The organism is Kitasatospora fiedleri (assembly GCF_948472415.1).
Classification (GTDB): Bacteria; Actinomycetota; Actinomycetes; order Streptomycetales; family Streptomycetaceae; genus Kitasatospora; species Kitasatospora fiedleri.
The window spans coordinates 3,966,547-3,991,691 of record NZ_OX419519.1 but is presented as its reverse complement, the minus strand read 5'-3'; the positions used below and the strand labels follow the sequence as shown (position 1 = coordinate 3,991,691).

General features: G+C 74.3%; 19 protein-coding genes. 9 read left to right on the top strand and 10 right to left on the bottom strand.

All coding sequences use genetic code 11. From position 1 onward, the window contains the following. Positions 1–43 precede the first annotated feature (43 nt). On the top strand, positions 44–937 hold the full coding sequence (locus QMQ26_RS18450; RefSeq protein ID WP_282202010.1) for an NAD-dependent epimerase/dehydratase family protein: 894 nt from the start codon (positions 44–46) through the stop codon (positions 935–937). A 52-nt stretch (positions 938–989) separates the two neighbouring features. On the opposite strand, the gene QMQ26_RS18445 is transcribed toward QMQ26_RS18450, so the two are convergent. The 3 genes from QMQ26_RS18445 to QMQ26_RS18435 form a co-directional block, all read right to left on the bottom strand. Beyond that, positions 990–1,190, bottom strand: a complete 201-nt coding sequence (locus QMQ26_RS18445) for a DUF5326 family protein (RefSeq protein WP_100837179.1) — start codon at positions 1,188–1,190, stop codon at positions 990–992. Positions 1,191–1,355: 165 nt separating this feature from the next. Then, positions 1,356–2,012 carry a thiaminase II gene (tenA, locus tag QMQ26_RS18440; RefSeq protein ID WP_282202009.1) on the bottom strand — a complete coding sequence of 219 codons (657 nt, stop codon included), beginning with the start codon at positions 2,010–2,012 and terminating at the stop codon, positions 1,356–1,358. A gap of 56 nt (positions 2,013–2,068) precedes the next feature. Next, positions 2,069–2,386: a cupin domain-containing protein gene (locus tag QMQ26_RS18435; RefSeq protein WP_030463001.1), complete on the bottom strand. Its 318-nt coding sequence runs from the start codon at positions 2,384–2,386 to the stop codon at positions 2,069–2,071. Between the two features lie 93 nt (positions 2,387–2,479). Here QMQ26_RS18435 and QMQ26_RS18430 point away from each other — a divergent pair, with 93 nt between their 5' ends. The 3 genes from QMQ26_RS18430 (at position 2,480) to QMQ26_RS18420 (ending at position 6,904) form a co-directional block, all read left to right on the top strand. Next, on the top strand, positions 2,480–2,854 hold the full coding sequence (locus QMQ26_RS18430; protein WP_100837181.1) for a phage holin family protein: 375 nt from the start codon (positions 2,480–2,482) through the stop codon (positions 2,852–2,854). A gap of 271 nt (positions 2,855–3,125) precedes the next feature. Beyond that, positions 3,126–6,107, top strand: a complete 2,982-nt coding sequence (locus QMQ26_RS18425) for a S53 family peptidase (RefSeq protein ID WP_282202008.1) — start codon at positions 3,126–3,128, stop codon at positions 6,105–6,107. Positions 6,108–6,376: 269 nt separating this feature from the next. After that, positions 6,377–6,904, top strand: a complete 528-nt coding sequence (locus QMQ26_RS18420) for an NUDIX domain-containing protein (RefSeq protein ID WP_100837183.1) — start codon at positions 6,377–6,379, stop codon at positions 6,902–6,904. Between the two features lie 41 nt (positions 6,905–6,945). On the opposite strand, the gene QMQ26_RS18415 is transcribed toward QMQ26_RS18420, so the two are convergent. The 4 genes from QMQ26_RS18415 to pdhA all read right to left on the bottom strand — a co-directional run bounded on the left by QMQ26_RS18415 (position 6,946) and on the right by pdhA (position 12,383). After that, complete coding sequence (locus QMQ26_RS18415) at positions 6,946–8,652, bottom strand: globin domain-containing protein (protein WP_282202007.1); 1,707 nt, start codon at positions 8,650–8,652, stop codon at positions 6,946–6,948. 241 nt (positions 8,653–8,893) lie between these two features. Further along, positions 8,894–10,210 (bottom strand): dihydrolipoamide acetyltransferase family protein, encoded by a 1,317-nt coding sequence (locus QMQ26_RS18410; protein ID WP_404813915.1) that lies wholly within the window; start codon positions 10,208–10,210, stop codon positions 8,894–8,896. Continuing rightward, positions 10,210–11,217 carry an alpha-ketoacid dehydrogenase subunit beta gene (locus tag QMQ26_RS18405; RefSeq protein WP_282202006.1) on the bottom strand — a complete coding sequence of 336 codons (1,008 nt, stop codon included), beginning with the start codon at positions 11,215–11,217 and terminating at the stop codon, positions 10,210–10,212. The genes QMQ26_RS18410 and QMQ26_RS18405 overlap by 1 nt, the downstream gene beginning before the upstream one ends. Further along, positions 11,214–12,383, bottom strand: coding sequence for a pyruvate dehydrogenase (acetyl-transferring) E1 component subunit alpha (gene pdhA, locus QMQ26_RS18400; protein ID WP_282202005.1), 1,170 nt, complete (start codon positions 12,381–12,383; stop codon positions 11,214–11,216). The genes QMQ26_RS18405 and pdhA overlap by 4 nt, the downstream gene beginning before the upstream one ends. Before the next feature lie 147 nt (positions 12,384–12,530). On the opposite strand from pdhA, the gene QMQ26_RS18395 reads away from it, so the two are divergent. Continuing rightward, positions 12,531–12,998 (top strand): Lrp/AsnC family transcriptional regulator, encoded by a 468-nt coding sequence (locus tag QMQ26_RS18395; protein WP_233533760.1) that lies wholly within the window; start codon positions 12,531–12,533, stop codon positions 12,996–12,998. 73 nt (positions 12,999–13,071) lie between these two features. On the opposite strand, the gene QMQ26_RS18390 is transcribed toward QMQ26_RS18395, so the two are convergent. Both QMQ26_RS18390 and QMQ26_RS18385 read right to left on the bottom strand, forming a co-directional pair. Next, positions 13,072–13,656 carry a TetR/AcrR family transcriptional regulator gene (locus QMQ26_RS18390; protein WP_100837187.1) on the bottom strand — a complete coding sequence of 195 codons (585 nt, stop codon included), beginning with the start codon at positions 13,654–13,656 and terminating at the stop codon, positions 13,072–13,074. A 47-nt stretch (positions 13,657–13,703) separates the two neighbouring features. Continuing rightward, complete coding sequence (locus QMQ26_RS18385) at positions 13,704–14,807, bottom strand: glycosyltransferase family 2 protein (RefSeq protein WP_282202004.1); 1,104 nt, start codon at positions 14,805–14,807, stop codon at positions 13,704–13,706. Positions 14,808–14,956: 149 nt separating this feature from the next. On the opposite strand from QMQ26_RS18385, the gene QMQ26_RS18380 reads away from it, so the two are divergent. After that, positions 14,957–16,222, top strand: coding sequence for a glycosyltransferase family 39 protein (locus QMQ26_RS18380; protein ID WP_100837188.1), 1,266 nt, complete (start codon positions 14,957–14,959; stop codon positions 16,220–16,222). Between the two features lie 180 nt (positions 16,223–16,402). Beyond that, on the top strand, positions 16,403–18,097 hold the full coding sequence (paaN, locus tag QMQ26_RS18375) for a phenylacetic acid degradation protein PaaN (RefSeq protein WP_100837189.1): 1,695 nt from the start codon (positions 16,403–16,405) through the stop codon (positions 18,095–18,097). A 1,618-nt stretch (positions 18,098–19,715) separates the two neighbouring features. On the opposite strand, the gene QMQ26_RS18370 is transcribed toward paaN, so the two are convergent. After that, positions 19,716–20,963: a glycosyltransferase family 2 protein gene (locus QMQ26_RS18370; protein ID WP_318551972.1), complete on the bottom strand. Its 1,248-nt coding sequence runs from the start codon at positions 20,961–20,963 to the stop codon at positions 19,716–19,718. Between the two features lie 128 nt (positions 20,964–21,091). Between QMQ26_RS18370 and QMQ26_RS18365 the strand changes: the two genes are divergently transcribed. Together QMQ26_RS18365 and QMQ26_RS18360 are read left to right on the top strand one after the other, a co-directional pair. Then, entirely contained in the window at positions 21,092–22,567 is a 1,476-nt protein-coding gene (locus QMQ26_RS18365) for an FAD-dependent oxidoreductase (protein WP_282202003.1), read from the top strand. Positions 22,568–22,755: 188 nt separating this feature from the next. After that, positions 22,756–24,921: a protease pro-enzyme activation domain-containing protein gene (locus tag QMQ26_RS18360; RefSeq protein ID WP_282202002.1), complete on the top strand. Its 2,166-nt coding sequence runs from the start codon at positions 22,756–22,758 to the stop codon at positions 24,919–24,921. Positions 24,922–25,145: the final 224 nt, after the last annotated feature.

The window sequence follows — 25,145 nt, the reverse complement described above, 5'->3', positions numbered from 1 at the left end:
AACCCCACGACCACCCGCCACCCGCCATCCGCGAAGGACCGCCGTGCCCCCGTTGACCCTCGCCCTCACCGGCGCCACCGGCTTCTGCGGCGCGCACCTCGCCGCGCTCGCCACCGCCCGGGGCCACCGGGTGCTGGCCCTCGGCCGCCGTCCGGCCCGGCACGGCGCGCACGTCCGCTGGGACGCCGCCGCGGACACCTCCGCCCCGCCCGAGCTGCGCGCGGCGGACCTGGTGGTGCACTGCGCGGCGGCCGTCGGCGACCACCCCCCGGGCTCCCCCGCCGAACGGGACCAGTACGCCGTCAACGTGCGGGCCACCCGGCGTCTGCTGGAGGCCGCCGCCGGGACGCCCTTCGTGTTCGTGAGCAGCGCCAGCGTCTACGACCCCCGCCCCGACCGGTCCCTGGTCACCGAGGAGCACCCGACCGCCGCCGGCCACCTGAACGCGTACGGGCGGACGAAGGCCCGCGCGGACGCCCTGGCGCTCGCCGCCGGCGCCGTCGTGCTGCGCCCGCGAGCGGTGTACGGGCCGGGGGACCCGCACCTGGTGCCGCGGCTGCTGGCCGCCGTCCGGTACGGGGTGCTGCCGCTGCCGGGCGGGGACGTCGAGCTGAGCCTGACCGCGGTGGAGAACCTCGCCGCGGCGTGCCTGGCCGCCGCCGACTGGCCGCCGGGGGCGTACAACGTCGCCGACCGCGCCCCGTACCGGCGGGACGCCGCGCTGCGCCGGGTGCTCGCGGCCCACGGCCGCCGGGCCCGGCTGCTGCACGTCCCGCCCCGGCTGGCGGCGCTCGCGGTCGGCCGCCGCCCGCAGGTGACGCGCTACGCGCTGGACCAGCTCGCGCACCGCGTGGTGCTGGACACGCGGAAGTCCCGGTCCCGGGGCTTCACCCCGGGCCGGGACCTCGACGACTACCTCTCCCGCCTCACCGGCTGACCGGCTGGCCGCCCCACCGGCTGATCATCCCCCCGGCCGGTGGGCCGACGGACTAGTTCCGGGCGGCCTTCTTGATCAGGATCACCACGGCCGCGGCGATGCCGACCAGCACCAGCACGTTGATGGCGAAGCCGACGATGCCGGCCACCACGCCCACGATGGTCCAGAAGACCTTCCAGGCGATCACCAGCAGCAGGATCGGGACCACGATGTTGCGCACCCACGAGGGCAGCGACTTCCAGAGCTCGGCCATGTCCGTACCTTCTCCCCTCGGGGTCGGTGCCGGTGTTTCCGGCTGCGTTCCCGCTCCCTCGATCTCGACACTTCGATCGTAGGCGGCGCGGAGATCCGAAATCGAGGGGCGGCGGCCCGGAGAGAACCCGGAGATCCTTCCCTGACTCCGCGCCGGGGAGAACCCTCAGACCGGCCAGGTCTCGCCGCGCCAGGCGGCGTCCCAGAACATCCACTCGTAGCGCGAGGTGGTGGTGAAGTGCCTGACCACGCGCCGCCGTTCGGTCGCGGAGAGCTCCTCGCCGATCCGGTCGGTGAGGTCCAGGACGCGGCGCACCACGGTCTGGAACTCCTCGTCGCCGTACGCGGCGATCCACTTGGCGTAGAGCGGTTCGGGCGAGGAGCGGCGGGCCAGCTCCTCGCCGACCCGGGCGTAGATCCAGTAGCAGGGCAGCACGGCGCCGAGCGCCTCGGCGAAGGAGCCGCCGTAGACGGTGGCCAGCAGGTAGCTGGTGTAGGCCCGGGTGGTGGGCAGCACCGGTTCGTCGTCGACGTCCGGTCCGCCCAGCGCGCCCATGAACTCGCCGTGCATGTCCTGCTCGGCGGCGATCGCGCCGACCGCGTCGTGGGCGAAGGCCAGCACCTGGTCGTCGCCGGGGGCCTTGGCGGCGCAGACGGCCAGCGCCCGGGCGTAGTCGCGCAGGTAGTGGGCGTCCTGGACGACGAAGTGGCGGAACGCGGCGCGCGGGAGGGTGCCGTCGGCGAGGCCGAGCAGGAAGGGGTGGTCGAGTATCCGGCGGTAGGTCGGCTCGGCGGCCGTCCACAGTTCGTCGGTGAGCTTCACGGGTGGTCCTCCTACCGGAACGGCGCGGTGCTGCGGTCGGTCCTCCGGCCGGACGGTCAGTCCTCCGGCGGGGAGAAGACCACCAGCACCCGCAGTTCCTCGGTGATGTGGTGGAAACGGTGCTCGGTCCCGGCGGGGACGAACACCACGCTGCCGCGCCCGACCGTGGCGGTCTCCCGGCCGACGGTGAGTTCGGCCCGGCCGCTGACCACCAGGTAGATCTCGTCCTGGGCGTGCGGGGTCTGCGGGTCGGTGTCGCCGGGGGAGAGCGCGTACAGGCCTGCGGACATCGTCGGCTGCTTCAGGAAGCGCAGGTACGCGCCGTCGCTCCCGGCGCGCTCGGCGTCGAGTTCGTCCAGCCGGAACAGCTTCATCGGGGCTCGGCTCCTCTCCCGGTCCGGCCCCATTCAACAACACCGGCGCGGGGAGCTTCCGCGCGGCCGTCCGGGCCTGCCACCATCCGCAACATGAAGAATTTCGTGATCAAAACGCTCATCAACGCGGTGGCCATCTGGGTCGCCGCCTGGATCGTCACCGGGATCACGCTCTCGGGGGACGACTGGCAGCACAAGACGCTCACCGTGGTCGCGGTGGCGCTGGTCTTCGGCGTGATCAACTTCCTGATCAAGCCGCTGGTGAAGCTGTTCTCGCTACCGCTGTTCTTCCTCACCCTGGGGTTGATCACCTTCGTGATCAACGCCCTGATGCTCTGGCTGACCTCCTGGGCCTCGGACAAGCTGAGCCTGGACTTCCACGTCGAGGGCTTCTGGTCCGCGCTGCTCGGCGCGCTGATCATCAGCCTGGTGTCCTGGGGCCTCAGCCTGGCGCTCAACGACGACTGAACACCCTGCGGGCGGCCCACCGGCACCGGGCCGCCCGAGGAGGAAACCCCGTTGCCGAACGTCCGTTCCCGACTGGTATAACTGTCCGCCGGTGAGCTGACCGCCCCGTCGCCCGGGGCGCGAGCTTCGGGGGGTTCCACGGCGTCCGCGCCGTCCTCTCCGCTGCCTTCACGACCTCCGTGCTGCCTCGACACCCGGCCGTGCGACCGGTCCGCCACTGCATGGCGGCCGCGCACGCGACCGCCGGACGAATGGCACTGGAGAGAACCGCATGCCAACTGCCCCTCCCCGCGGGCGGATACGCCGCGCCCTGGCGGGCGCCGCCGCCGCGTCGGTGGTCCTGGGCCTGGTCGCACCGACCGCCGCCCACGCCGCGAGCCCCCAGCCCGACCAGCGGATCGGCCGCGTGCCGACCGTCCCCGGCGGCGCCACCCGCACCGCCGCCCCGGCCGACAGCACCGTGCTGGACCTCGGCGTGACCCTGCGCCCGCGCGACCCCGGAGCGCTGGAGGACTTCGTCACCGCCGTCTCCACCCCGGGCTCCCCGCTCTACCACCAGTACCTGCGGACCGGCGAGTTCGCCGGCCGCTTCGGGGCCGCCCCGGCCGACGTGGCCGCCGTCACCGCGGAGCTCACCGCGGCCGGCCTGCGGCCCGGAGCGGTCGAGGACGACGGCCTGACCATCCCGGTCGAGGCCACCGTGGCGCAGGCCCGCAAGGCGTTCGCCACCGACTTCGCCGGCTACGCGCTCGCCGACGGCAGCGCCGCCTTCAGCAACACCGAGGCCCCCAAGGTCTCCGGCCGGGCCGCCGCGAAGGTGCTCGGCGTCACCGGCCTGAACTCGCTGGCCGGCGCGGTGTCGATGAGCCGCCCGGCGGGCAAGGTGATCGAGCAGCCCCGGCAGGCACCCGCCACCGAGCGGCAGCTCAAGCCGTCCTACGTCGGCGGCCAGCCCTTCGTCTGCTCCGGCATCAAGGACCAGCTGACCAACGCCGGCCTGCGGCCGATGATCGACTACAACACCCCGGACACCCTGACGCTCAACACCTACCAGCAGGCGTTCGGCAACGGCGGCGCGGGCGCCACCGTGGCGATCCTGGCCCTGGAGGAGTTCGACGACCGGGCGATCGCCGGGTACCAGAGCTGCCTGGGCACCAGCACCAACGTCAGCCGGGTCAAGGTCGACGGCGGCCCCACGCAGCCCCCCGGCGCGAACGTCGGCGTGGAGACCGCGCTCGACATCGAGACGGTGATCGGCCTGGCCCCCAACGCGGACGTGCTGGTCTACCAGCCCGCGGACGCCAGCATCCGGGAGCTCAACTCCGGCCTGCGCCGCATCGTCACCGACAACCGGGCCCAGACGGTCTCGATCAGCTGGGGCCTGTGCGAGCCGTACGTGGACTCCGCCTCCGAGCAGGCGCAGAACCTGATCCTCCAGCAGGCCGCCGCCCAGGGCCAGTCGGTCTTCGCCGCCTCCGGCGACTCCGGCTCGACCGGCTGCACCGACGACCACGGCCGCCCCCAGTCGGGGCTGGCGGTATCGTTCCCGGCCTCGCAGCCGTACCTCACCGCCGTCGGCGGCACCAGCGTCTCCGACCCGTACAACACCCCGACCGAGTCGGTGTGGAACACCCCGGCGAGCGGCGGCTACTGGGGCGGGGCCGGCGGCGGCGGCGTCTCGGCCGTCTGGTCGGTGGACAGCGCCACCGGCTACCAGTCCGGGTTCTCCGGCCCGGGCTACGCCAACCTCTGCAACGCAACGGCCGGCCGGTCCTGCCGCCAGGTGCCGGACGTCTCCGCGCTGGCGGACCCGAACCAGGGCTACCTGACGCTGACCCACGCCGACTCCACCACCCTGTACTGGGACCTGATGGGCGGCACCAGCTTCTCCGCCCCGCTGTGGGCGGCGATGACCGCGCACGCGAACGCCGACCCGAAGTGCGCCGCCGCCGGGCCGCTGGGCTTCCTCAACCCGCAGCTGTACAAGCTGGGCAGCACGCCGGGCCTGTACGACCCGGTCACCGGCAACAACGTGGTCGGCGCCTCCGGCTACACCGGCCCGCTCTACCAGGCCGGCACCGGCTACGACCTGGCCACCGGCCTGGGCACCCCGCGCGCCGACAAGCTGTTCGCGCAGCTGTGCGCCAAGCTCCCGGGCAGCCCGGCCGGCGCGTTCAACGCCGTCGCCCCGACCCGCCTGCTGGACACCCGCGGCGGCGCCCCGCTGGCCGCCTACGGCGAGACCGCGGTGCAGATCGCGGGCAGCGCCGGCATCCCGGCGAACGGCGTCACCTCGGTGGTGCTGAACGTCACGGTGACCGACCCCACCACCGACGGCCACCTGACCGTCTACCCGTCCGGCGGCGCCCGCCCGAGCACCTCCAACCTGAACTGGACCGCGGGCCGGACGGTGCCGAACCTGGTCACCGTGCCGGTCGGCCCGGACGGCAAGGTCCGCTTCTACAACGGCGCCTGGGGCCAGGCCCAGCTGATCGTCGACGTCCAGGGCTACTACGGCACCGCGGGCGGCTCGACCTACCTGCCCTCCGGCCCGACCCGGGCGCTGGACACCCGCTCCTCCGGCGGCGCGCTCGCGGCCTACGCGACCCGCACCGTGACGAGCGGTCAGCTCGGCGCCCCGAGCGGGACGAAGGCCGTGGTGCTGAACGTGACCGCGACCGACACCCGGACCGACGGCCACCTGACCGCCTACCCGTCCGGCACCACCCTGCCGAGCACCTCCAACCTGAACTGGACGGCGGGCCGGACGGTCGCCAACCAGGTGATCGTGCCGCTCGGCGCGGACGGCTCGATCAGCGTCAACAACGGCTCCTGGGGCTCCGCCCAGGTGATCGTGGACGTCTTCGGCTTCCTCGGCGCCAACGGGGGCGCGTCGTTCCACTCGACCACCCCGCAGCGCCTGTTCGACAGCCGGGTCGGCCAGGGCACCAACAGCTGGCCGTTCGGCGCCGACGAGATCCGGGCCCTGAACCTGGACGGCGACGGCCGGCTCGCCAAGGCCAAGGCCGTGGTGCTGAACGTGACCGTCACCAACCCGCGGGTCGACGGCCACCTGACCCTCTACCCCTCCGGGCAGAGCGCGCCGGACACCTCGAACCTGAACTGGTCGGCGGGCCAGACCGTGCCGAACATGGTCACCGTGCCGGTCGGCCCGGACGGCCGCGTGATGATCAAGAACGGTTCGTGGAGCTTCACCGACGTCATCGTCGACGTCTTCGGCTACTACAGCTGAGCCCGGGAGCCGGCCGTCCGCCGGCTCCTCCCCTCGCGGGCCGGCCCCGGAACGTGCTCCGGGGCCGGTCCGCGTTCTCGTGCCCGCGTTCTCGTGCCCGCGTTCTCGTGCCCGCGTTCTCGTGCCCGCGTTCTCGTGCCCGGGGTGGCGAGGCCGGGGTGGCGAGGCCGGCGGAACAGATCCCTCCGATTCGTCCCCGTGTGCGAGTTTCGCGCCCGCCGCCGCGCGGGAGACTCCCGCACAACGCTCGCGCCCCGGAGGTGGCAGCCATGTCGGGCCCGGTCCGTCCTGTCGTCAAACGCACCGCCCGCGCGATCCTGCTGGACGTCGATCCGGACGACCCGCACGCGCCCGCCTCGCTGGTGCTGATCCGCCGGGTCCGCCCCGGCTCCCCGCACCCGTACTGGATCACCCCCGGCGGCGGCGTCGAGCCCACCGACCCGACGGTGGTCGCCGCCCTGCACCGCGAGGTGGACGAGGAGTTGGGCGGCAAGGTCACCGACGTGGTGCCCGCCTTCGTCGACACGGTGGCGCAGTCGCACCACGACGACGGCACCCCGGCGCACCCGCACGGCGTCAAGGTGCAGCACTTCTTCGTCTGCCGGCTCGCCGGGCTGGACGAGTCCCGCCGGCACGGCCCCGAGGTCGAGCGGCCCAACGGCGAGTACGCGGTCGTCCGGGTCCCGTTCACCCGCGAGGGCGTCACCTCGGTCAACGTGGTGCCGCCCAGCCTGCGCGCCTACCTCGCCGCCAACATCGAGGGCGTCCGCGCCCTGCTCGCCCCCGACCTCGGCTGAACCCCCGCCACCTCACCCGCCCCGCCACCTCACCCACCCCGTCAGTCCTCCCGCACCGCCAGGTCGTGCCGGACCCGCCCCTCCGGCACCCCGCAGCGCCGCAGCACCGCCGCCCCGGACCGCACCATCGCCGCCGGGCCGCTCAGGTACGCCGTGAAGCCGCGCCAGGGCGCGTACCGGGCCACCGCCTCCGGCAGGTCCCCGACCAGCGCCCCGACCGGCCCGCCCGGCTGCTCCGACACCACCGGACGCACCCTCAACCAGGAGTGTACGGACGCCAGTTCGCGCAGCTCCTCCAGCCGGTACAGCTCCTCGGCCCGCCGCGCCCCGTAGAACACCTCCACCCGGCGCCCGGCCGCGCCCCGCTCGGCCACCTCCTCGACCAGCGCGGCGATCGGCCCGATCCCGGTGCCGCCGCCCAGGCACAGCAGGTCCTCCCCCGCCGCGTGGTCCACCGTCATCGCGCCCTCCGCCGCCCCCAGCCGCAGCACGTCGCCCGGCCGCGCCCGGTGCACCAGCGCGTTGCTCACCCAGCCCGCCGGCACCGCCTTCACGTGCAGCGTCAGCAGCCCGTCCGGCCGCGGCGCCGAGCCGAACGAGTACGGCCGCCACACCCGCGGCCACCACGGCGTCTCCACCGCCGCCCACTGCCCGGCCCGGAACGGGTACGCCTGGTCCGGACGGAGCGTCAGCACCGCGACGTCCCGGGTGGCCTGGCGGTGCTCCACCACCTCGGCCTGCCACCACGGCGGGGCCGAACGGGCCTCCTCGTCCGCGCCCTCCGCCATCAGCCGGGCCACCAGCGCCAGCAGTCGCCGCCAGGCCGCCTCGGTCCGCTCGTCCCAGCCGCTGCCGCCGTACCGGGCCAGCGCCGCCACCAGGCAGTCCGCCACCGAGGCGTAGTGCCGGGGCAGCGCCCCGTACGTGCGGTGCCGCCGCCCCAACGGGCCCAGGTACCCGCGCAGTTCCTCCGGGTCGCCCGCCCGGGACGCGCAGAGCCGCAGCGCCTGGAACAGCCGGGCGCGCTGCTCGTCCATCGCGGCCGGGAACATCGCCCGCAGCTCCGGGTGGCGCAGGAACAGCAGCGCGTGGAAGTGCGCCATCGCCCGGTCCGCGTCCGGCGCCACCGCGGCCAGGCAGGCCCGCACCAGCACCAGGTCCTCGGGCCCCGGCGGCTGGACCGGCGGCGCGTCCGCCCCGGCCGGCTCCAGCGCGGGCGGTGGCTCGACCGCCGCCGGCACGCCCCAGGCCCGGCTCCACCGGTCGTCCGGACCGACCCGGTTCGGCGCCGGCTCCTGCCGGAACGGCGGCTCGAACGGCACCGGGACGGCCGTCGCGGGCACCGGCACCACCGCGGGTGCCGGTGCGGGCACCGTCGGCGCCCAGGTCGGCTTCGCCGGCACGGCCGGCACCGGGGTCAGCCCGGCCGGCCCCGTGGCGGCGGCCGGCTCCGCCGGACGCGGCGGCTGCACCGGCCCCAGCGGGAACGGGAGCCCGGAGGCGGCGGGGAACGCGGCCGGGAACGGCCCGGGCTCCGGGGCCGGACCCGACCCGGCGGAGGGCTGCTCCGCCGGGTCGGACGGCTCCCGCTGCTCCAGGGCGGTCGGGGGTTCGTCCGCCGGCTCGGCCGGGGCGGACGGGGTGGCGGCGGCGGGCTCGGCACCGGCGGGCACGGGACCGGCCGCGGTGCCCCGGCCGGCCTCCACCTTCGACGGCCTGCTCTCCCGGACGAGCTGACGAGCGCTCAAGAGAATCGTTTCGCTTCCGATCGACCTGTGTACTGACGCCCCAGCACAGTGACACCGACCGCACAGCTCATCCGACGAATCCGGCGAACCCCGGACATCCGGGCCGTCCACCCGCTACCCTCACCCGCCGGGCGGCGCCCCCGTGGAGCCCGGCCGGACCTCACGGCGCGCCCCCGCGCACCACCGCACGCCCTCGCGGGTCACGGCGCGCCCCCGCAGGTCACGGCGCGCCCCCCGCAGGTCACAGCGCCCGCAGCAGCGTCCCCGGGCGCTCCACGCAGTCCGCGACGAACCGCAGGAAGCCGCCCGCCGTGCCCCCGTCGCACACCCGGTGGTCGAAGGTGAAGGAGAGCTGGGTGACCTGGCGGACCGCCAACTCCCCCTGGTGCACCCACGGCTTGGGGGCGATCCGCCCCACCCCGAGCATCGCGGCCTCGGGGTGGTTGAGCAGCGGCGTCGAGCCGTCCACCCCGAACACGCCGTAGTTGTTCAGCGTGAACGTCCCGCCGGTCAGCTCCGCCGGGGCCAGGGTGCCCTCCCGGGCCGCCCCGGTCAGCCGGGCCAGCTCCTCGGACAGCCGCTCGGTGCCCAGTCGCCGGGCGTCCCGGACCACCGGCACCAGCAGGCCGCGCGGGCCCTGCGCCGCGAACCCCAGGTGCACGGCCCGGTACCGGCGCACCGACTCGCCCTCGACGCTCGCGTTCAGCTCGGGGAAGCGCTCCAGCCCGGCCAGGCAGATCCGGGCCAGCAGCGCCAGCACGCTCACCTTCGGGCCCGGCACCTGGTTCAACTGGGCGCGCAGCGCCATCAGTTCGGTGGCGTCGGCGTCCACCCAGCAGGTCGCGGCCGGGATCTCCCGGTGGCTGCGGGTCAGCTTCTCGGCCACCGCCCGGCGCAGCCCGCGCAGCGGCACCAGTTCCTCGTCCGGATCGGTTCCACGTGGAACGGCGACCGGCTCGGGCGCGGCGGTCGCCCCGATCGCCCGCTCCACGTCCCGCCGGATGACCAGCCCGTCCGGCCCGCTCCCGGCCACCTCGGCCAGGTCCAGCCCGTGCTCCCGGGCGATCCGGCGCACCAGCGGCGAGATCACCGCCACCACGGCCGGAGCCGCCGCCGGAGCCGGAGCCGCAGCGGGCTCGACCACCGCAACGGGCTCGACCACCGCGACGGACGCGACGGGCGCGGCGGACGCGGGCGCGCCCCCCGGCAGCACCCGCCGCCGTCCGGCCCGCCGGGTCTCGGCGACCCCGTACCCGACCAGCGGGCGCTCCACCGCGGGCTCGGCGGCCGGGGCGTCCCCGGGCGCGGGCGCCACCGCGACGGTCACCAGCGGCGCGCCGACCGGCACCTCCTGCCCGACCTCGCCGTACCGCGCGGTCACCACCCCGCCGTACGGGCAGGGCACCTCGACCACCGCCTTGGCGGTCTCCACCTCCACCACCGGCTGGTCGACGGCGATCACCTCGCCGACCTCGACCATCCAGCGCACCACCTCGGCCCCGGTGAGCCCCTCACCGAGGTCGGGCAGCGTGAACTCGCGGACCACGGGCACCGCCATCACTCCTCCCATTGGAGCCGGGCGACGGCGTCCAGGATCCGGTCCACCCCGGGCAGGTGGTGGTGCTCCAGCATCGGCGGCGGGTACGGGACGTCGAAGCCGGTGACCCGCAGCACCGGCGCGGCCAGGTGGTGGAAGCACTTCTCGGTCAGCCGGGCGGCGATCTCCGCCCCGGCCCCGCCGAAGCCCGCCGACTCGTGCACCACCACGGCCCGGCCCAGCGAGCGGACCACCTCGCAGGCGGTGGCCTCGTCGAACGGCACCAGCGAGCGCAGGTCGAGCACCGCCAGGTCCCACCCCTCGGCCTTCGCCGCCTCGGCGGCCTCCAGGCAGACCGGCAGCGAGGGCCCGTAGGTGACCAGCACCGCGGAGCTGCCGGGGCGGCGCAGCACGGCCTTCCCGATCGGTTCGACGGCCGCCGCCGGGTCCCACCCGTCCTTGCCCCAGTAGAGCCGCTTGGGCTCCAGGAACACCACCGGGTCGTCCGAGGCGATCGCGGCCCGCAGCAGCCCGTACGCGTCGGCGACGGTGCCGGGGGTGACCACGTGCAGGCCGGGGGTGGCCGCGTAGTACGCCTCGGAGGCGTCGCTGTGGTGCTCGACGCCGCCGATGCCGCCGCCGTACGGGATGCGGACGGTGATCGGCAGCGGGAGCTTCCCGGCGGTGCGGTTGCGCATCTTGGCGACGTGCGAGAACAGCTGCTCCAGCGCCGGGTAGGCGAAGGCGTCGAACTGCATCTCGACCACCGGGCGCAGCCCGTACATGGCCATGCCGACGGCGGTGCCGAGGATGCCCGCCTCGGCCAGCGGGGTGTCCAGGCAGCGGTCGGGGCCGAACTCGGCGGTCAGGCCGTCGGTGATCCGGAAGACGCCGCCGAGCGCGCCGACGTCCTCGCCGAGCACGTGCACGGTGTCGTCGGCGCGCAGCGCGTCGCGCAGCGCGAGGTTGAGGGCCTGCGCCATGGTGCCGGTGCGCAGGCCGGACTGCTCGCGGGTGGCGGTGCTCATCGGCCGTGCACCTCGGCCTCCGCGGCGAGTTCGGCGGCCAGTCGGGCGGCCTGCTCGCGCAGCTGCTGGGTGGGTTCGGCGTAGACGTGCGCGAACAGCGACATCGGGTCGAGCTCGGGGTCGGTGTGGAACTCGGCGCGCATCCGGGCGGCCAGTTGCTCGGCCCGCTCGGCGGCGTCGGCGACCAGGTCCTCGTCCAGCAGGCCGCGCCCGCGCAGGGCGTCCTCCAGCAGCCGGACCGGGTCGTGCGCCTGCCAGGCGTCGACCTCCTCGGCCGACCGGTAGCGGGTGGCGTCGTCGGCGTTGGTGTGCGCCTCGACCCGGTAGGTGAGCGCCTCCACCAGGGTCGGGCCGCCGCCGGTGCGGGCCCGCTCGACGGCCTCGGTGAGCACCCGGTGCACGGCGAGCGCGTCGTTGCCGTCGACCAGTCGGCCGGGCATCCCGTAGCCGACCGCCTTGTGGGCCAGGGTCGGGGCGGCGGACTGCCGGGTCAGCGGGACGGAGATCGCGTAGCCGTTGTTCTGCACCAGGAACACCACGGGGGCGTGCAGCACGGCCGCGAAGTTCAGGCCCTCGTGGAAGTCGCCCTCGCTGGTGCCGCCGTCGCCGAGCAGGGCGAGCGCCACCGTGTCGTCGCCGGCCAGCCGGGCGGCGTGCGCCAGGCCGACGGCGTGCGGGACCTGGGTGGCCAGCGGGGTGCAGAGCGGGGCGGTGCGGGTGGCGCGCGGGTCGTAGCCGGTGTGCGCGTCGCCGCGCAGCAGGGTGAGCGCCTCCAGCGGGTCGACGCCGCGGGCGACCACGGCCAGGGTGTCCCGGTAGGAGGGGAACAGCCAGTCCGCGGGGCGCAGCGCGAGCGCGGCGGCCACCTGGCAGGCCTCCTGGCCGGTGGAGGCCGGGTAGACGGCGAGCCGGCCCTGCTTGGTGAGGGTGGTGGCCTGCTGGTTGTAGCGGCGGCCGGCCACCAGCCGCCGGTACAGCTCGCGCAGCAGGCCGGGGTCGGCCGCCTCGGCGGCGGGGGTGCCCAGCACCCGGTACGGCTCGGCGTCGGGCAGCAGCGGGGCGGGGTCGGTGCGGGGCGCGGTGGCGCCGGGCCGCCAGCCGGGCACGTCGGCCGGGTCGGCCGCTCCGGCTCGGGCGGCCTGCTTCCTGTGGTCCAGGACGGTCATCTCGGGCACCTCCGGGGTGATGGGGGCTCCCTACCGATTGTTCGGTCGTCTGGTCATCTTGACCATATCCCCGTCAAGACGGTGGACAGTCGGCCGAAAGGGAGGTCTGCTGGGGCCAGCACGTCCAATCACGAGGGATGGGGGGCCATGTCGGCTGAACAGGTGTCCAGACTCGACCGGGTGGACCGGTCGATCCTGCGGCTGCTGCAGCAGGACGGCCGGGCCTCGATCCGCTCGGTGGCCGAGCGGGTGCACGTGTCCCGGGCGAACGCGTACGCCCGGATCTCCAGGATGGTCGAGGACGGCGTGATCCGCGGCTTCACCGCCCGGGTCGACCACGAGAAGGCCGGGCAGGCCGCGTCCGCGTACGTCACGCTGCGGATCGTGCAGAACTCCTGGCGCACCGTGCGCGAGCAACTGCTGCGCCTGCCCGGGGTGGCGCACATCGCGCTGGTCGGCGGCGACGACGACGTGCTGATGCTGGTCCACACGGCGGACAACCGGGCGCTGCGCGAGCTGGTGCTGGGCAGCATCCAGTCGATCCCGGAGGTGCTGGGCACCCGCACCATGCTGGTGTTCGAGGAGACCGACCAGATCCCGGCGGACGGCCCGTAACGGGGCCGGGGCCGGCCGGCGTCCGGCGGGCGCTCAGCGGGTCAGCGGGCCAGCGGGCCAGCGGGCCAGCGGGTCAGCGGGCGCGCAGCCCCTCGAAGGCGAACCGGGCCACCGCGTCGGGCAGCGCCTCGGTGCCGCGCTGGCCCGGGCGGTACCACTCCACCAGCGAGTTGACCGTGCCGAACAGCAGCCGGGTGGCCAGCCGGGGCTCGACGTCGGCGCGCAGCTGTCCGGCGGTGACGGCGTCCTGCACCAGCTCGGCGACCCGGTGGTCGAAGTCGCGCCGCCGCTCCAGCGCCCACTGCTCGGTGCCGGTGTTGCCGCGCACCCGCAGCAGCAGCGTCACGTACGGCAGCTCGGCCAGCAGCACCTCGGCGGTGCGGCGCACCACGTGCTCCAGCCGGTCCACCGGGCGGCCCGCGACGGCGGCCGGCTCGTCGAGGATCGCGAACAGCGCGTCCAGCGCCCGGCCGACGGCGAGGCGCAGCAGTTCCTCCTTGCCGCGCACGTGGTGGTAGATCGAGGACTTGGAGATCCCGGCGGCCCTGGACAGGTCCTCCATCGAAGTGCCGTCGTAGCCGCGTTCGTTGAAGACCCGCACGGTGACGGCGAGCAGCGAGTCGACGGTGTAGGCGGCGCGCGGGGAGTGATCGGCCATGCCACGAGTATCCCCGGGGCCGCGGCGGCCCGCCCCGGCGGGTGGTCTCAGACCCCGGCCCGCCCGGTGCCGTCCACGGCCTCGGACCTGGCCTCGGACCTGGCCTCGGGCCTGGCCTCGGACCGGACCTCGGGCCTGGCCTCGGACCGGACCTCGGGCCTGATCGCCGACCGGACCGCCGGCCGGGCGGCGGTCCGCCCGGCCGGCCCCGCGGTGTCCTCGGCGACGAAGTAGGCGGGCCGGCGCTGCACCGCGCTGTAGATCCGGGCCACGTACTCGCCGAGCAGTCCCACGCAGATCAGCTGCACCCCGCCGATGAACAGCAGGCCGACGAAGAGCGAGGTCCAGCCGGGCACGGTGGCGCCGACCAGGTAGACGGTCAGGCAGAAGGCCAGCAGCAGCAGGCAGGTGAAGAAGGCGACGGTGCCCAGCCAGGTGGCCAGCCGCAGCGGGGCGGCGGAGAAGCCGGTGATGCTGTCCAGGGCGAGCCGGACCATCTTGGTCAGCGGGTACTTGGTGCTCCCGGCGACCCGCTCCTCGCGGACGTAGCGCACCTCGCCGCTGGGGAAGCCCAGCCAGGGCACCAGCAGCCGGTAGACCCGCTGCTGGTCGGGCAGTTCCCGGAGCGCCTCGACGGCCTCCCGGCTGAGCAGCCGGAAGTCGCCGGCGTTGGACGGCACCTGCCGCCCCACCAGGCGGCGGATCAGCCAGTAGTAGCCGCCGGCCGTCCAGCGCTTGAAGCCGGTGTCGGTGGAGCGGTCCTCGCGCACCCCGTACACGATGTCCAGGCCCTCGCGGCGGGCCAGTTCCAGCATGTCGGGGATCTTCTCCGGCGGGTCCTGGAGGTCGGCGTCGATGCTGGCCACGTAGGCGCCGACGGCGTGGTCGAGACCGGCGGTCAGCGCGGCCTGGTGGCCGCTGTTGCGGCGCAGCCGGACCATCCGCAGCTCGGGCCAGTCCGCGGACAGGTCGCGCAGCAGGGCGGCGGTCTTGTCGGTGCTGCCGTCGTCCACCGCGAGCACCTCGTAGCGGGCGCCGAGGCCGTCCAGCACCGGGCGCATCCGGGCCGCGAAGGCGGGCAGCGCGTCCTCCTCGTCGTACATCGGGACGACCACCGACAGCAGGGTGCCCTCCTGAGCCGCTGCAGTCATCAGTTTCTCCCGCCGAGTGGGTGACGTCCGTCCGATGGTGGGGAGTGTAGCCACGTGCCGTCCCGTCAGGTACGGACCAGTGGTGCGTGCCGTAGGCTCGCCCGAGAATCCGGGCGGCCCGGCGGGGCCCGAGACCCAGACAGGACCTGATGGCGATGGCAGCGAGCCCCGACACCGAAGTGGCCGAGCGACCCGATCCGCCCGTGGAGAGCGGCGCCCCCGCGCCCGGCCCGCGGGCCTGGCTGCGGCACGTCCTGGCCGAGTACGGGCCGGCCCTGGCGGTGTTCGCGGCGGTCCGGCTGATCGCCTTCACCTCCTTCATGTGGCTGCTGTCCTGGTCCGGCGAGTACCTGACCAAGGACCCGCGGTTCGGCGGCGGCAAGCACGTCTGGGACGTGCTCGGCGGCTGGGACGGCTGGTGGTACCAGCAGGTCGCGCTGAACGGCTACGACCCGAAGCTGCTGCCGTCCACCTCCGGCCCGTGGACGCTGGAGCAGAACTCGGTCGCGTTCTTCCCGCTCTACCCCGGCATGATCAAGATGGTCTCCGCGGTGACCGGCCTGAACACGCTGGGCGCGGGCATCGTGGTCTCGGTGCTGTCCTCGTTCGTCGCGGCGGCCGGCATCTACGCGGTGGCCAAGCTGCTCGCGGGCCACCGGGCGGCGGTGATCGCGGCCGCGGTCTGGGGCCTGTTCCCGGGCTCGGGCGTCGAGTGGGCGGTCTACTCGGACTCGCTGTTCGTCGCGCTGGCCGCCTGGGCCTGCTACTTCGTGATGACCCGCAACTGGCTGGCCGCGGGCGTCACCTCGTTCGTCGCGGGCCTGAACCGGCCGACCTCGGCCGCGCTGGCCGCGGCGGTCGGCGTGGCCGCGCTGATCGCGCTCTGGAAGCGCCGGGACGGGGTGCTCGGCCCGCTGGCCGCGCTGGTGATCGCCCCGCTCGGGTTCGTCGGCTACCTCGCCTGGGCGAGCTGGCGGATGGGCAGTTGGACCGCCTACTTCGACCTCCAGCGCGGGGCCTGGCTGCACTTCTTCGACTGGGGCAAGCACACCGGCAACGTGCTCCGGAACCTGCTGTTCGGGCAGCACGACTACATCTTCGGCTACCCCACCGAGGACCTGATCGCGCTGTTCCTGGTGTTCTCGCTGCCGATACTCGTCTTCCTGCTGGTCCGGATGCGCCCGCCGGTCTTCCTGCTCGTCTACACCGGCATCACCCTGGTCCTGGTGCTCGGCAGCCAGCAGATCTTCGGCAACACCTCCCGCTACCTGCTGCCCTGCTTCCCGCTCTTCCTCCCGATCGCGGTCGGCCTCAAGCGGCTGTCGCGGGTCTCGCTGGCGGCCACCCTGGGCACCGTCGCACTGGCCTCCGGCTGGTACGCCGGGTACGTGCTGTTCGAACTGGGTATCCCGTAGAGCGCGGCCGACCCCCACGACGGCCGTCCCCGGCTCCCGGGGGCGGCCGTCGCGCGTCCGGCCGCCGGGCCCGACCGCCCCGACGGCGGACCGGACCGGGAGCGGACCGGGGGCCTTGCACCGACCGATCGTTCGGTTACGCTGAGGAGCGTCCCGCCCCGCCCCCGTGAGGAGCGCACCATGTCCGCTGCGACCCCCGCCCTGCCGGTCGCCGAACTGCTCGCCCGCCACCAGGACACCCTGGACCGCGCCCTGGCCGCGATCGCCGAACGCGACTACTGGTCGCCGTACCCGGAGTTCCCCAAGGCGTACGGGGAGAACGCCGTCGCCGACGGCAAGGCCGCCTTCGAGGCCCTGCTGGGGCGGGAGTTCGACCTCCCCGGCCACCCCGGCGGCGGCACGCCGGTGAGCGGCGAGACCTCCCCGTACGGCCTCGAACTGGGCGTGCTCTACCCGCACGCCGAACCGGACGCGCTGCTGGCCGCGTTGGAGGCCGCCCGGCCCGGCTGGGCCAAGGCGTCGCCCGCCGAGCGGGCCGCGGTCTGCCTGGAGGTCCTGGCCCGGATCAGCGCCCGCACGCCCGAGTTCGCGCAGGCCGTGATGCACACCACCGGCCAGGCGTACGGCATGGCCTTCCAGGCCGGCGGCCCGCACGCCCAGGACCGCGGCCTGGAGGCGGTGGCGTACGCGTACGCCGAGCAGACCCGGCTGCCCCGCTCGGCGCGCTGGACCAAGCCCCAGGGCAAGCGCGAACCCCTGGTGATGACCAAGGAGTTCACCGCGGTGCCGCGCGGCACCGCGCTGCTGATCGGCTGCAACACCTTCCCGACCTGGAACGGCTACCCGGGCCTGTTCGCCTCGCTGGCCACCGGCAACGGCGTGCTGGTCAAGCCGCACCCGCGCGCCGTGCTGCCGCTGGCGCTGACCGTCCGGATCGCCCGCGAGGTGCTCGCCGAGGCGGGCTTCGACCCGAACCTGGTCTGCCTGGCCGCCGAGCACGAGGGCTCCGCGATCGCCAAGGTGCTGGCCCTGCGGCCCGAGGTGAAGCTGATCGACTACACCGGCTCCACCGGCTTCGGCGACTGGCTGGAGGACAACGCCCGGCAGGCGCTGGTCTACACCGAGAAGGCCGGCGTGAACACCGTCGTGCTGGACTCCACCGACGACTACCGCGGCATGCTGGACAACCTGGCCTTCTCGCTCAGCCTGTACAGCGGCCAGATGTGCACCACCCCGCAGAACCTGCTGATCCCGCGCACCGGCGTCCGCACCGAGGACGGCGAGCGCTCCTACGAGCAGGTGGTGACCGACCTGGCCGCCGCCGTCCAGGGCCTGCTCGCCGACGACACCCGGGCCGCCGCCCTCCTGGGCGCCGTGGTCAACCCGGGCGTGCTGGCCCGCAGCGCCGCCGCGGCCGGCGGCGAGTACGGCGAACTCGCCCTCGCCCCGAGGGTGGTGGCCTCCGCCGAGTTCCCGGGTGCGACCATCCGCACCCCCGCCCTGGTGAAGGCCGACGCCGAGAAGCCGGACGACCGGGCCCGCTTCCTGGCCGAGTGCTTCGGCCCGGTGGCCTTCGCGGTCGCCGTGGAGTCCACCGCCGCCGCCGTCGAACTGCTGCGCCGCACCACCGTCGAGCACGGCGCGATGACCGCCGGCGCCTACACCACCGACCCCGCCGTCGAGACCGCCCTGGTGGACGCCTGCCTGGAGGCCGGCGTCTCGCTCTCGCTCAACCTCACCGGCGGCGTCTACGTCAACCAGACCGCCGCCTTCTCCGACCTGCACGGCACCGGCGCCAACCCGGCCGCCAACGCGGCCTACTGCGACGCCGCCTTCGTGGCCTCCCGGTTCCGCACCGTCGAGGTCCGCAAGTAACGGCCCGCCGGAGCGGGTTCGACCACCCGGCCCGGACGGCTCCGCCACCGGAGCCGGGTGGTCGAACCGCTCGCGGGGCCGGCCCGGGGCTATCCGGTGAACGTCGCGGGCAGGCCGAACGGGAGCACCGGCAGCGCGGCCCTGGCGGCACGCATCGCGTCCCGGACCCGGGCGGCCCCCGCCCGGGTGGCCGCCGCTCCGCCACCGACCGCGACCGGCCGGGGACGAGGCCCGCGCAGGGGGCGCAGATGCCGGGTCGGGGTACGGGGTCGTGGCAGCCGGCGCACTCGGCGTAGCGGGCCGCGGCCGGTCGGGCGGCGGCGGGTTCGGGCGGCATCTTGCGCTCCAGGCGGTTGCGGAGCACGGCGGCCGCCGAGTGCAGCGGGACGGGCAGGCCGGGCAGCAGGGCGGCGGCGAGGTCGGCGGCGCTCGCCCCGCGCTCCTGCCACCCGGCGACCAGGGGCGCGAGTTCCTCCGCCTCGGCCCGGCCGAGCCGCAGGCGCGGCTCCGGGCGGATCACCCGCAACAGCGTGGCGGCCGCCTCGCGGACTCGCTCGTCCGGCACCGGCGGCGGCTCCGCCGCCTCCCCCCGCCCGACGGACCCGGCGGGTCCGGTCGGCTCGGCCGCCTCGGCCGGGAGGGAGGGTTCTTGGTACCGGTCCTTTGGAAGGGCTCCACCCCCGGTGGTGACTGGTGCACCGGAGCCCGGGAAGGTGACACCCGGGAGCGGCGGGAGCTGCGGGGTGTCGTAGACGTGGTTCTCGCTGACGACCGTCCCGTCCGGCAGCCGGCTCTTCTCGACCCGGTAGAACCCGGCCCGGGCCAGTTCCCGCAGCGCCTGGTAGATCGCCTTCCGCCCCTGCGGACTGCTGTCCGCCATCTGCCGCCCGTCCTCCCGCCAGCCGTCCGGCCGGGACAGCAGGTCGACGAGCAGACCGCGGGCGGTGTAGGAGAGCTGCCGGTACTGCAACACCGCATTGGGCAGCACGGTGAAATTGCGCGCGTGGGCGCTACGATGAACACGCATCGGGAGGTACGACTCCTGTTGTCAGGCCCCGGGGTGTTGGCGCACCGCCGGGGTCAAACTTTTCTGCTTTTGGTGGGGAACGTAGCACACGTACCAGCCGAAAACCGACATGATCGACAAACGGTCACTCCCGCCCTCCCCCGATCATGATCGATCGTCAAACGCCATTCCTCACAAGACATTTGACGCCTACGGCATCCGCACCCACCCACCCGTCCCGGCCCCCGGAATCCCGCGATCAGCCGAGGTAGCGGGCCCGGAGGCCCTCGGCGCCGTCGGCGGTGCCACCACGTGCCGGACGGAGCAGTCTCCGAGAGCATGGTCGTGCGAGGTCCCATGTGGTCCTGGAGAGCGCTCAGGGGATCTCGCTCTCGCGGGCCCCCGGTTCTTCCGGGGGTTTCTGCGTCTCAGGAGCCCTGTGCGTCGTCCGTCCACACGGTGCCTTCGTGGCCGTGGCCCTCGAGCCACAGGTCCCGTTCTGCACCGGTTCCCCGCCGCCACGCGAGAAGCGGGCCCGGACGCCGCCCCACAACGGCGTCCGGGTCCGTGCCCTGTCCGGAGGGGAGGAGGACAGGGAGTTGCTGAAGACCCCTACGCGCGCCTCGGGTTGAACACCCACACCCGCAGCAGCACGAACCGCACCAGCGTCGCGGCCGCGTTCGCCGCCACCAGGACCGCCAGCTCGACCCCGGGCCCGGCGGTCGGGGCCGCCGCGTGCAGGACCGCGACGCCGCCGCTGGTCAGGGCCAGGCCGACCAGGAAGGCCAGGCCGCCCTCCAGTTGGTGCTTGAGGGCGTCCCGGCGTCCGGTCACCCCGAAGGTGAAGCGCCGGTTCGCGGCGGTGTTGGCCACCGCGGTGACGGCCAGGGCCAGCGCGTTGGCCACCAGGGCGGGGGCCAGTTGCCGCAGCCCCAGGAAGAGCAGCAGGTAGGCCAGCGTGCACAGGCCGCCGATCACCGCGAAGCTGACGGACTGCCAGCCCAGCCCCGGCGGGACCTGGGCCCGGCGCACCCGGTCCGGCAGGTCGACGCTGCCCCGGCCGGCCAGGGTCCGCCGGGCCACCCGGGCCATGCCCCGGAGGTCGTCGAGCACGGTGCGGACGATGTCGACCCGGCTGTCCGGGTCGTCCACCCAGTCCACCGGCACCTCGTGGATGCGCAGTCCGGACGCCTCGGCGAGCAGCAGCAGTTCGGTGTCGAAGAACCAGGCGTTGTCCTCGACCTGCTCCAGCAGCCGCTTGACCACCTCGGTGCGGCCCGCCTTGAACCCGCACTGGGCGTCGGAGAACTTGGCCGCCATGGTGGCCCGCAGCAGCAGGTTGTAGGTGCGCGAGATGAACTCCCGCTTCGGGCCGCGCACCACCGCCGAGCCCCGGTGCAGCCGGCTGCCGATGGCCAGGTCGCTGTGCCCGGACAGCAGCGGCGCGACCAGCGGCAGGAACGCCTCCAGGCCGGTGGACAGGTCGACGTCCATGTACGCCACCACGTCGGCCGTGCTGGTGCCCCACACCTGCCGCAGCGCCCGCCCGCGGCCCTTGAGGTCCAGGTGCACGGCGCGCACCGGCCCGAGTTCCGCGGCGAGCGCGGTGGCGACCTCCCAGGTGCCGTCGACCGAGGCGTTGTCCGCCACGGTGATCAGGTAGTCGTAGGGGAACGTCTCCGACAGGTAGGCGTGCAGCTCACGGACGCAGCGCTCCAGCGAGTGCTGCTCGTTGTAGACGGGTACGACGATCTCCACGAGCCTGGTCCGCACCACGGCGTCGGCCCGTTCCCGGCCGTCGGCCGCCGGGGCGGGGCGGAGTGCGGGGCGGAGGGCCGGGCGCATCGCTGGCTGTGTCATGGGAAGGAGGTTCACAGCCCCTGATGGGCCCGCGATGATGGCAGCCTGAGAGCGCGCTGAGAACCCGGGCGACGTGGACTCCGGTCCGGTGACCACCGGCCTCTGCGGCAAGACGACGGGAGAGACGGATGTCCGAGACGGAGTTCACCGCGGACGTGCTGGTGGTCGGCGCGGGCCCGACCGGCCTGCTGCTGGCGGGCGACCTGGCGGCGGCCGGCCTGCGGGTGACGGTGCTCGAGAAGCGGGCCGAGGAGTCGAACCTGACCCGGGCGTTCGCCGTGCACGCCCGCACCCTGGAGCTGCTGGACGCCCGCGGCCTGGCCGACGAGCTGATCGCCACCGGCCGGGCGGTGCCCTCGCTGCAGGTGTTCGGCCGGCTCCGGGTCGACCTCGCGGGCCTGCCCACCCGTTTCCCGTTCGTGCTGGTCACCCCGCAGTACCACACCGAGCGGGTGCTGCGGGAGCGGGCCGTCAAGGCCGGTGCCGACCTGCGCCGCGGCACCGAGGTGACCGGCCTGCGGCAGGACGGCCGGGGCGTCACGCTGACCGCCCGCACCGCCGGGGGCGAGCGGTCGTTCCGGGCCCGCTACGCGGTCGGCGCGGACGGCGTGCACTCGGCGGTGCGCGACCTGCTGGGCGTCCCGTTCCCCGGCGAGTCCGCGGTGCGCTCGGTGATGCTGGCCGACGTCCGGCTGGAGCGGGAGCCGGACGAGCCGCTGACGGCCGGCGCGGGCGAGGCCGGGTTCGCCTTCCTGGCCCCGTTCGGCGACGGCTGGTACCGGGTGATCGGCTGGAGCCGCGAGCACCAGGCGCCGGACTCCGACCCGGTGGAACCGGCCGAACTCTCCGACCTGCTCCGCGAGGTGATGGGCCGTGACTTCGGGGTGCGGGAGACCCGCTGGACCTCCCGCTTCCACAGCGACGAGCGGCAGGTGCCCAGTTACCGCTCCGGCCGGGTCTTCCTGGCGGGGGACGCCGCGCACTGCCACTCCCCGGCCGGTGGCCAGGGCATGAACACCGGCCTGCAGGACGCCGCCAACCTGAGCTGGAAGCTGGCCGCCGCCGTCCGCGGCTGGGCCCCCGACGCCCTGCTGGACACCTACCAGACCGAGCGCCACCCGGTCGGCCGGGCGGCGCTGCGCTCCTCCGGCGCCCTGGTCCGGCTCGCCCAGGGCGCGCACGCCCCGGCCCGGGCGCTGCGCTCGGCGCTCGGCGCGGCGGCCGGACACCTGGGCCCGCTGGCCGAGTCGGGCGCCAAGCAGGTCTCCGGCATCGGGTACGCCTACCCGGCCGAGAGGGGCGCCCACCCGCTGGTCGGCCGCCGCGTCCCGGACCTGCGGCTGGCGGTGGACGCGCCCGGCGGCCCGGCCCGGCTGCACGAGGCGCTGCGCTCCGGCAAGGCGGTGCTGATCAGCAACGACGAGCTGTCGGTGGCCGACTCCTGGGCGGAGCGGGTGGTCACCGCGGCCCCCGCCGACCCGCACGGCAAGCTGCGCGACACCGTGCTGCTGGTCCGTCCGGACGGGTACGCGGCCTGGGCCTGCGCCGACCCGACCCGGGGCGAGCTGCGGGCGGCGCTGGGCCAGTGGCTGGGCCGCCCCTGACATTCAGTTGTGCCCACCCCCCACGGAAAGGGAATTCGGTTCATAAACTGAATTCCCCCACCCTTTCACAGTTGACTGTTTTTTAATAAGCAATTGCCCGGCCATGGGCCTTTTCCCGGGAGTTCTCTGAGAGATTCTGGCGAGCGTTTTCGAAACCCGGAACGCCGCCAGATATTCCGGAGGAGCCCGTGCGACCCCGCTCGCTCGCCCTTGCCGCCGCCCTCGCGGTCCTTCCCCTCACCGCCGTCTCCCTGGGCAGCGCCACCGCCCAGGCCGCCCCGACGCCGAACGCCAGCGCCCGGGTGGCGCTGCCGCAGACCGTGACCCCCGCGGTCGCCCGCTCCCACAAGCAGGGTGACGTCCCCGCCGACCGCCGGATATCCGTGGCGGTCTCGCTGAAACTGCGCAACACCGCCGAACTGGACCGTTTCCTGGCCGCGGTCGCCACCCCGGGCACCGCCGAATACGGCCACTACCTGACGCCCGCGCAATTCACCGAGCGCTTCGGCCCGACCGCGTCCGACGTCGAGCAGGTCCGGGCGTTCCTCACCGCCCAGGGCCTGAAGGTCGACTCGGTCAGCGACAACCGCCAGGTGGTGAACGCCACCGGCACCAGCGCGCAGGTCGCCGCCGCGTTCGGCACCCACGAGTCGACGTACACCGACCCGCAGCAGAGCGGCCGGACCTTCTTCGCCAACGACGCCGCCGCCTCGGTGCCGGCCGCGCTGGCCGGCGTGGTCGAGGGCGTCAGCGGCCTCAACGACCACACCGTGCGCACCACCCGGATCGCCAAGCCGGGCGCCGCCACCCCGCAGGCCACCCCCTCCGGCTTCGGCCCCTCCGGCTACGACGGCGCCTACCGGCTGAACCAGCTGGGCGCCGACGGCACCGGCTCCACCGTCGCGCTCTGGGAGTTCGACGGCTACAAGTCCTCCAACCTGGCCACCTACGACAGCCAGTTCGGCCTGTCCGGCCCGACGGTCAGCACCGTCTCGGTGGACGGCGCGAACTACGACTCCAAGCCCGGCGACGGCCAGGGCGAGGTGGAGCTGGACTCCGAGATCGTCCGCGGCGTCGCCCCGAAGGCCACCCAGCTGGTGTACGAGGCGCCCAACAGCGACCAGGGCGAGATCGACATGGCCGCCAAGATCGTCTCGGACAACCGGGTCTCGGTCATCTCCATCTCCTGGGGCTCCTGCGAGCCGGACACCACCGCCTCCTCGATGACCGCGGTGAACAACTCCTTCAAGCAGGCCGCCGCCCAGGGCATCTCGATCTTCTCGGCCTCCGGCGACGACGGCTCCCGGGACTGCACCCGCTCCGACTCCGGCTCCTCGGTGAAGGCGGTGGACTTCCCCGCCTCCAGCCCGTACAACACCGGCGTCGGCGGCACCAACCTCAAGGTCTCCGGCACCACCTACAGCTCGGAGAGCGCCTGGTCCACGGCCGGCGGCGGCGTCTCCACCCAGTTCGCCAAGCCGAGCTGGCAGACCGGCACCAACGTCACCGGCACCCAGCGCACCGTCCCGGACGTCTCCTCCAACGCCGACCCGAACAGCGGCTTCGCGATCTACACCCAGGGCACCAGCAGCCCCGGCTGGCAGGTCTACGGCGGCACCTCGGCGGCGGCCCCGCTGTGGTCCGGCTTCGCCGCGCTGTACAACCAGAAGGCCAAGGCCGCCACCAAGCCGGTGCTCGGCGAGGCCAACCCGAAGATCTACGCGATCACCAACTCCTCGTCGTACGGCAGCGCCTTCCACGACGTCACCAGCGGCAAGAACCAGGACTTCTCCACCAAGGCCGGCTACGACCAGGTCACCGGCTGGGGCACCCCGATCGCCGACGGCCTGGCCGCCGCCCTGCTCGGCTCCGGCGGCACCACCCCGCCGCCCACCGGCTCCTGCACCGCCGCCCAGCTGCTCGGCAACCCCGGCTTCGAGACCGGTAGCGCCTCCCCCTGGACCGCCAGCTCCGGCGTCGTCAACAACTCCAGCTCGCAGGCCGCCCACGGCGGCTCCTGGAAGGCGTGGCTGGACGGCTACGGCTCCAGCCACACCGACAGCCTCTCCCAGTCGGTGGCCGTCCCGTCCGGCTGCACCGCCAAGCTGAGCTTCTGGCTGCACGTCGACACCGCCGAGACCGGCAGCACCGCGTACGACAAGCTGACCGTCTCGGTGAACGGCACCACCGTCGCCACGTACTCCAACCTCGACAAGAACACCGGCTACGCGCAGAAGACGATCGACCTGTCCTCGTACGCCGGACAGACCGTCACGGTGAAGTTCAACGGCGTGGAGGACTCCTCGCTGCAGACCTCCTTCGTGCTCGACGACACCGCGCTCAACGTGTCCTGACCCCCTGTCGGCACCGGTGCCGGGAGACCCGCCCAGGGTCTCCCGGCACCGGTGTGTCAGGAGTGTTTCCGATTCGCTCCGCCCGCGAAATACTTGTCGTGACCACTGTCATATGTCCTGATTGATGACGTAGCCTCTCAACCCTCAATAGGGTTCCCACACGCTCGGCGGCGCACCACCGACGCCCCGCCGACGCACCGTGGGGCCGGGGGGCGGACCCGCCG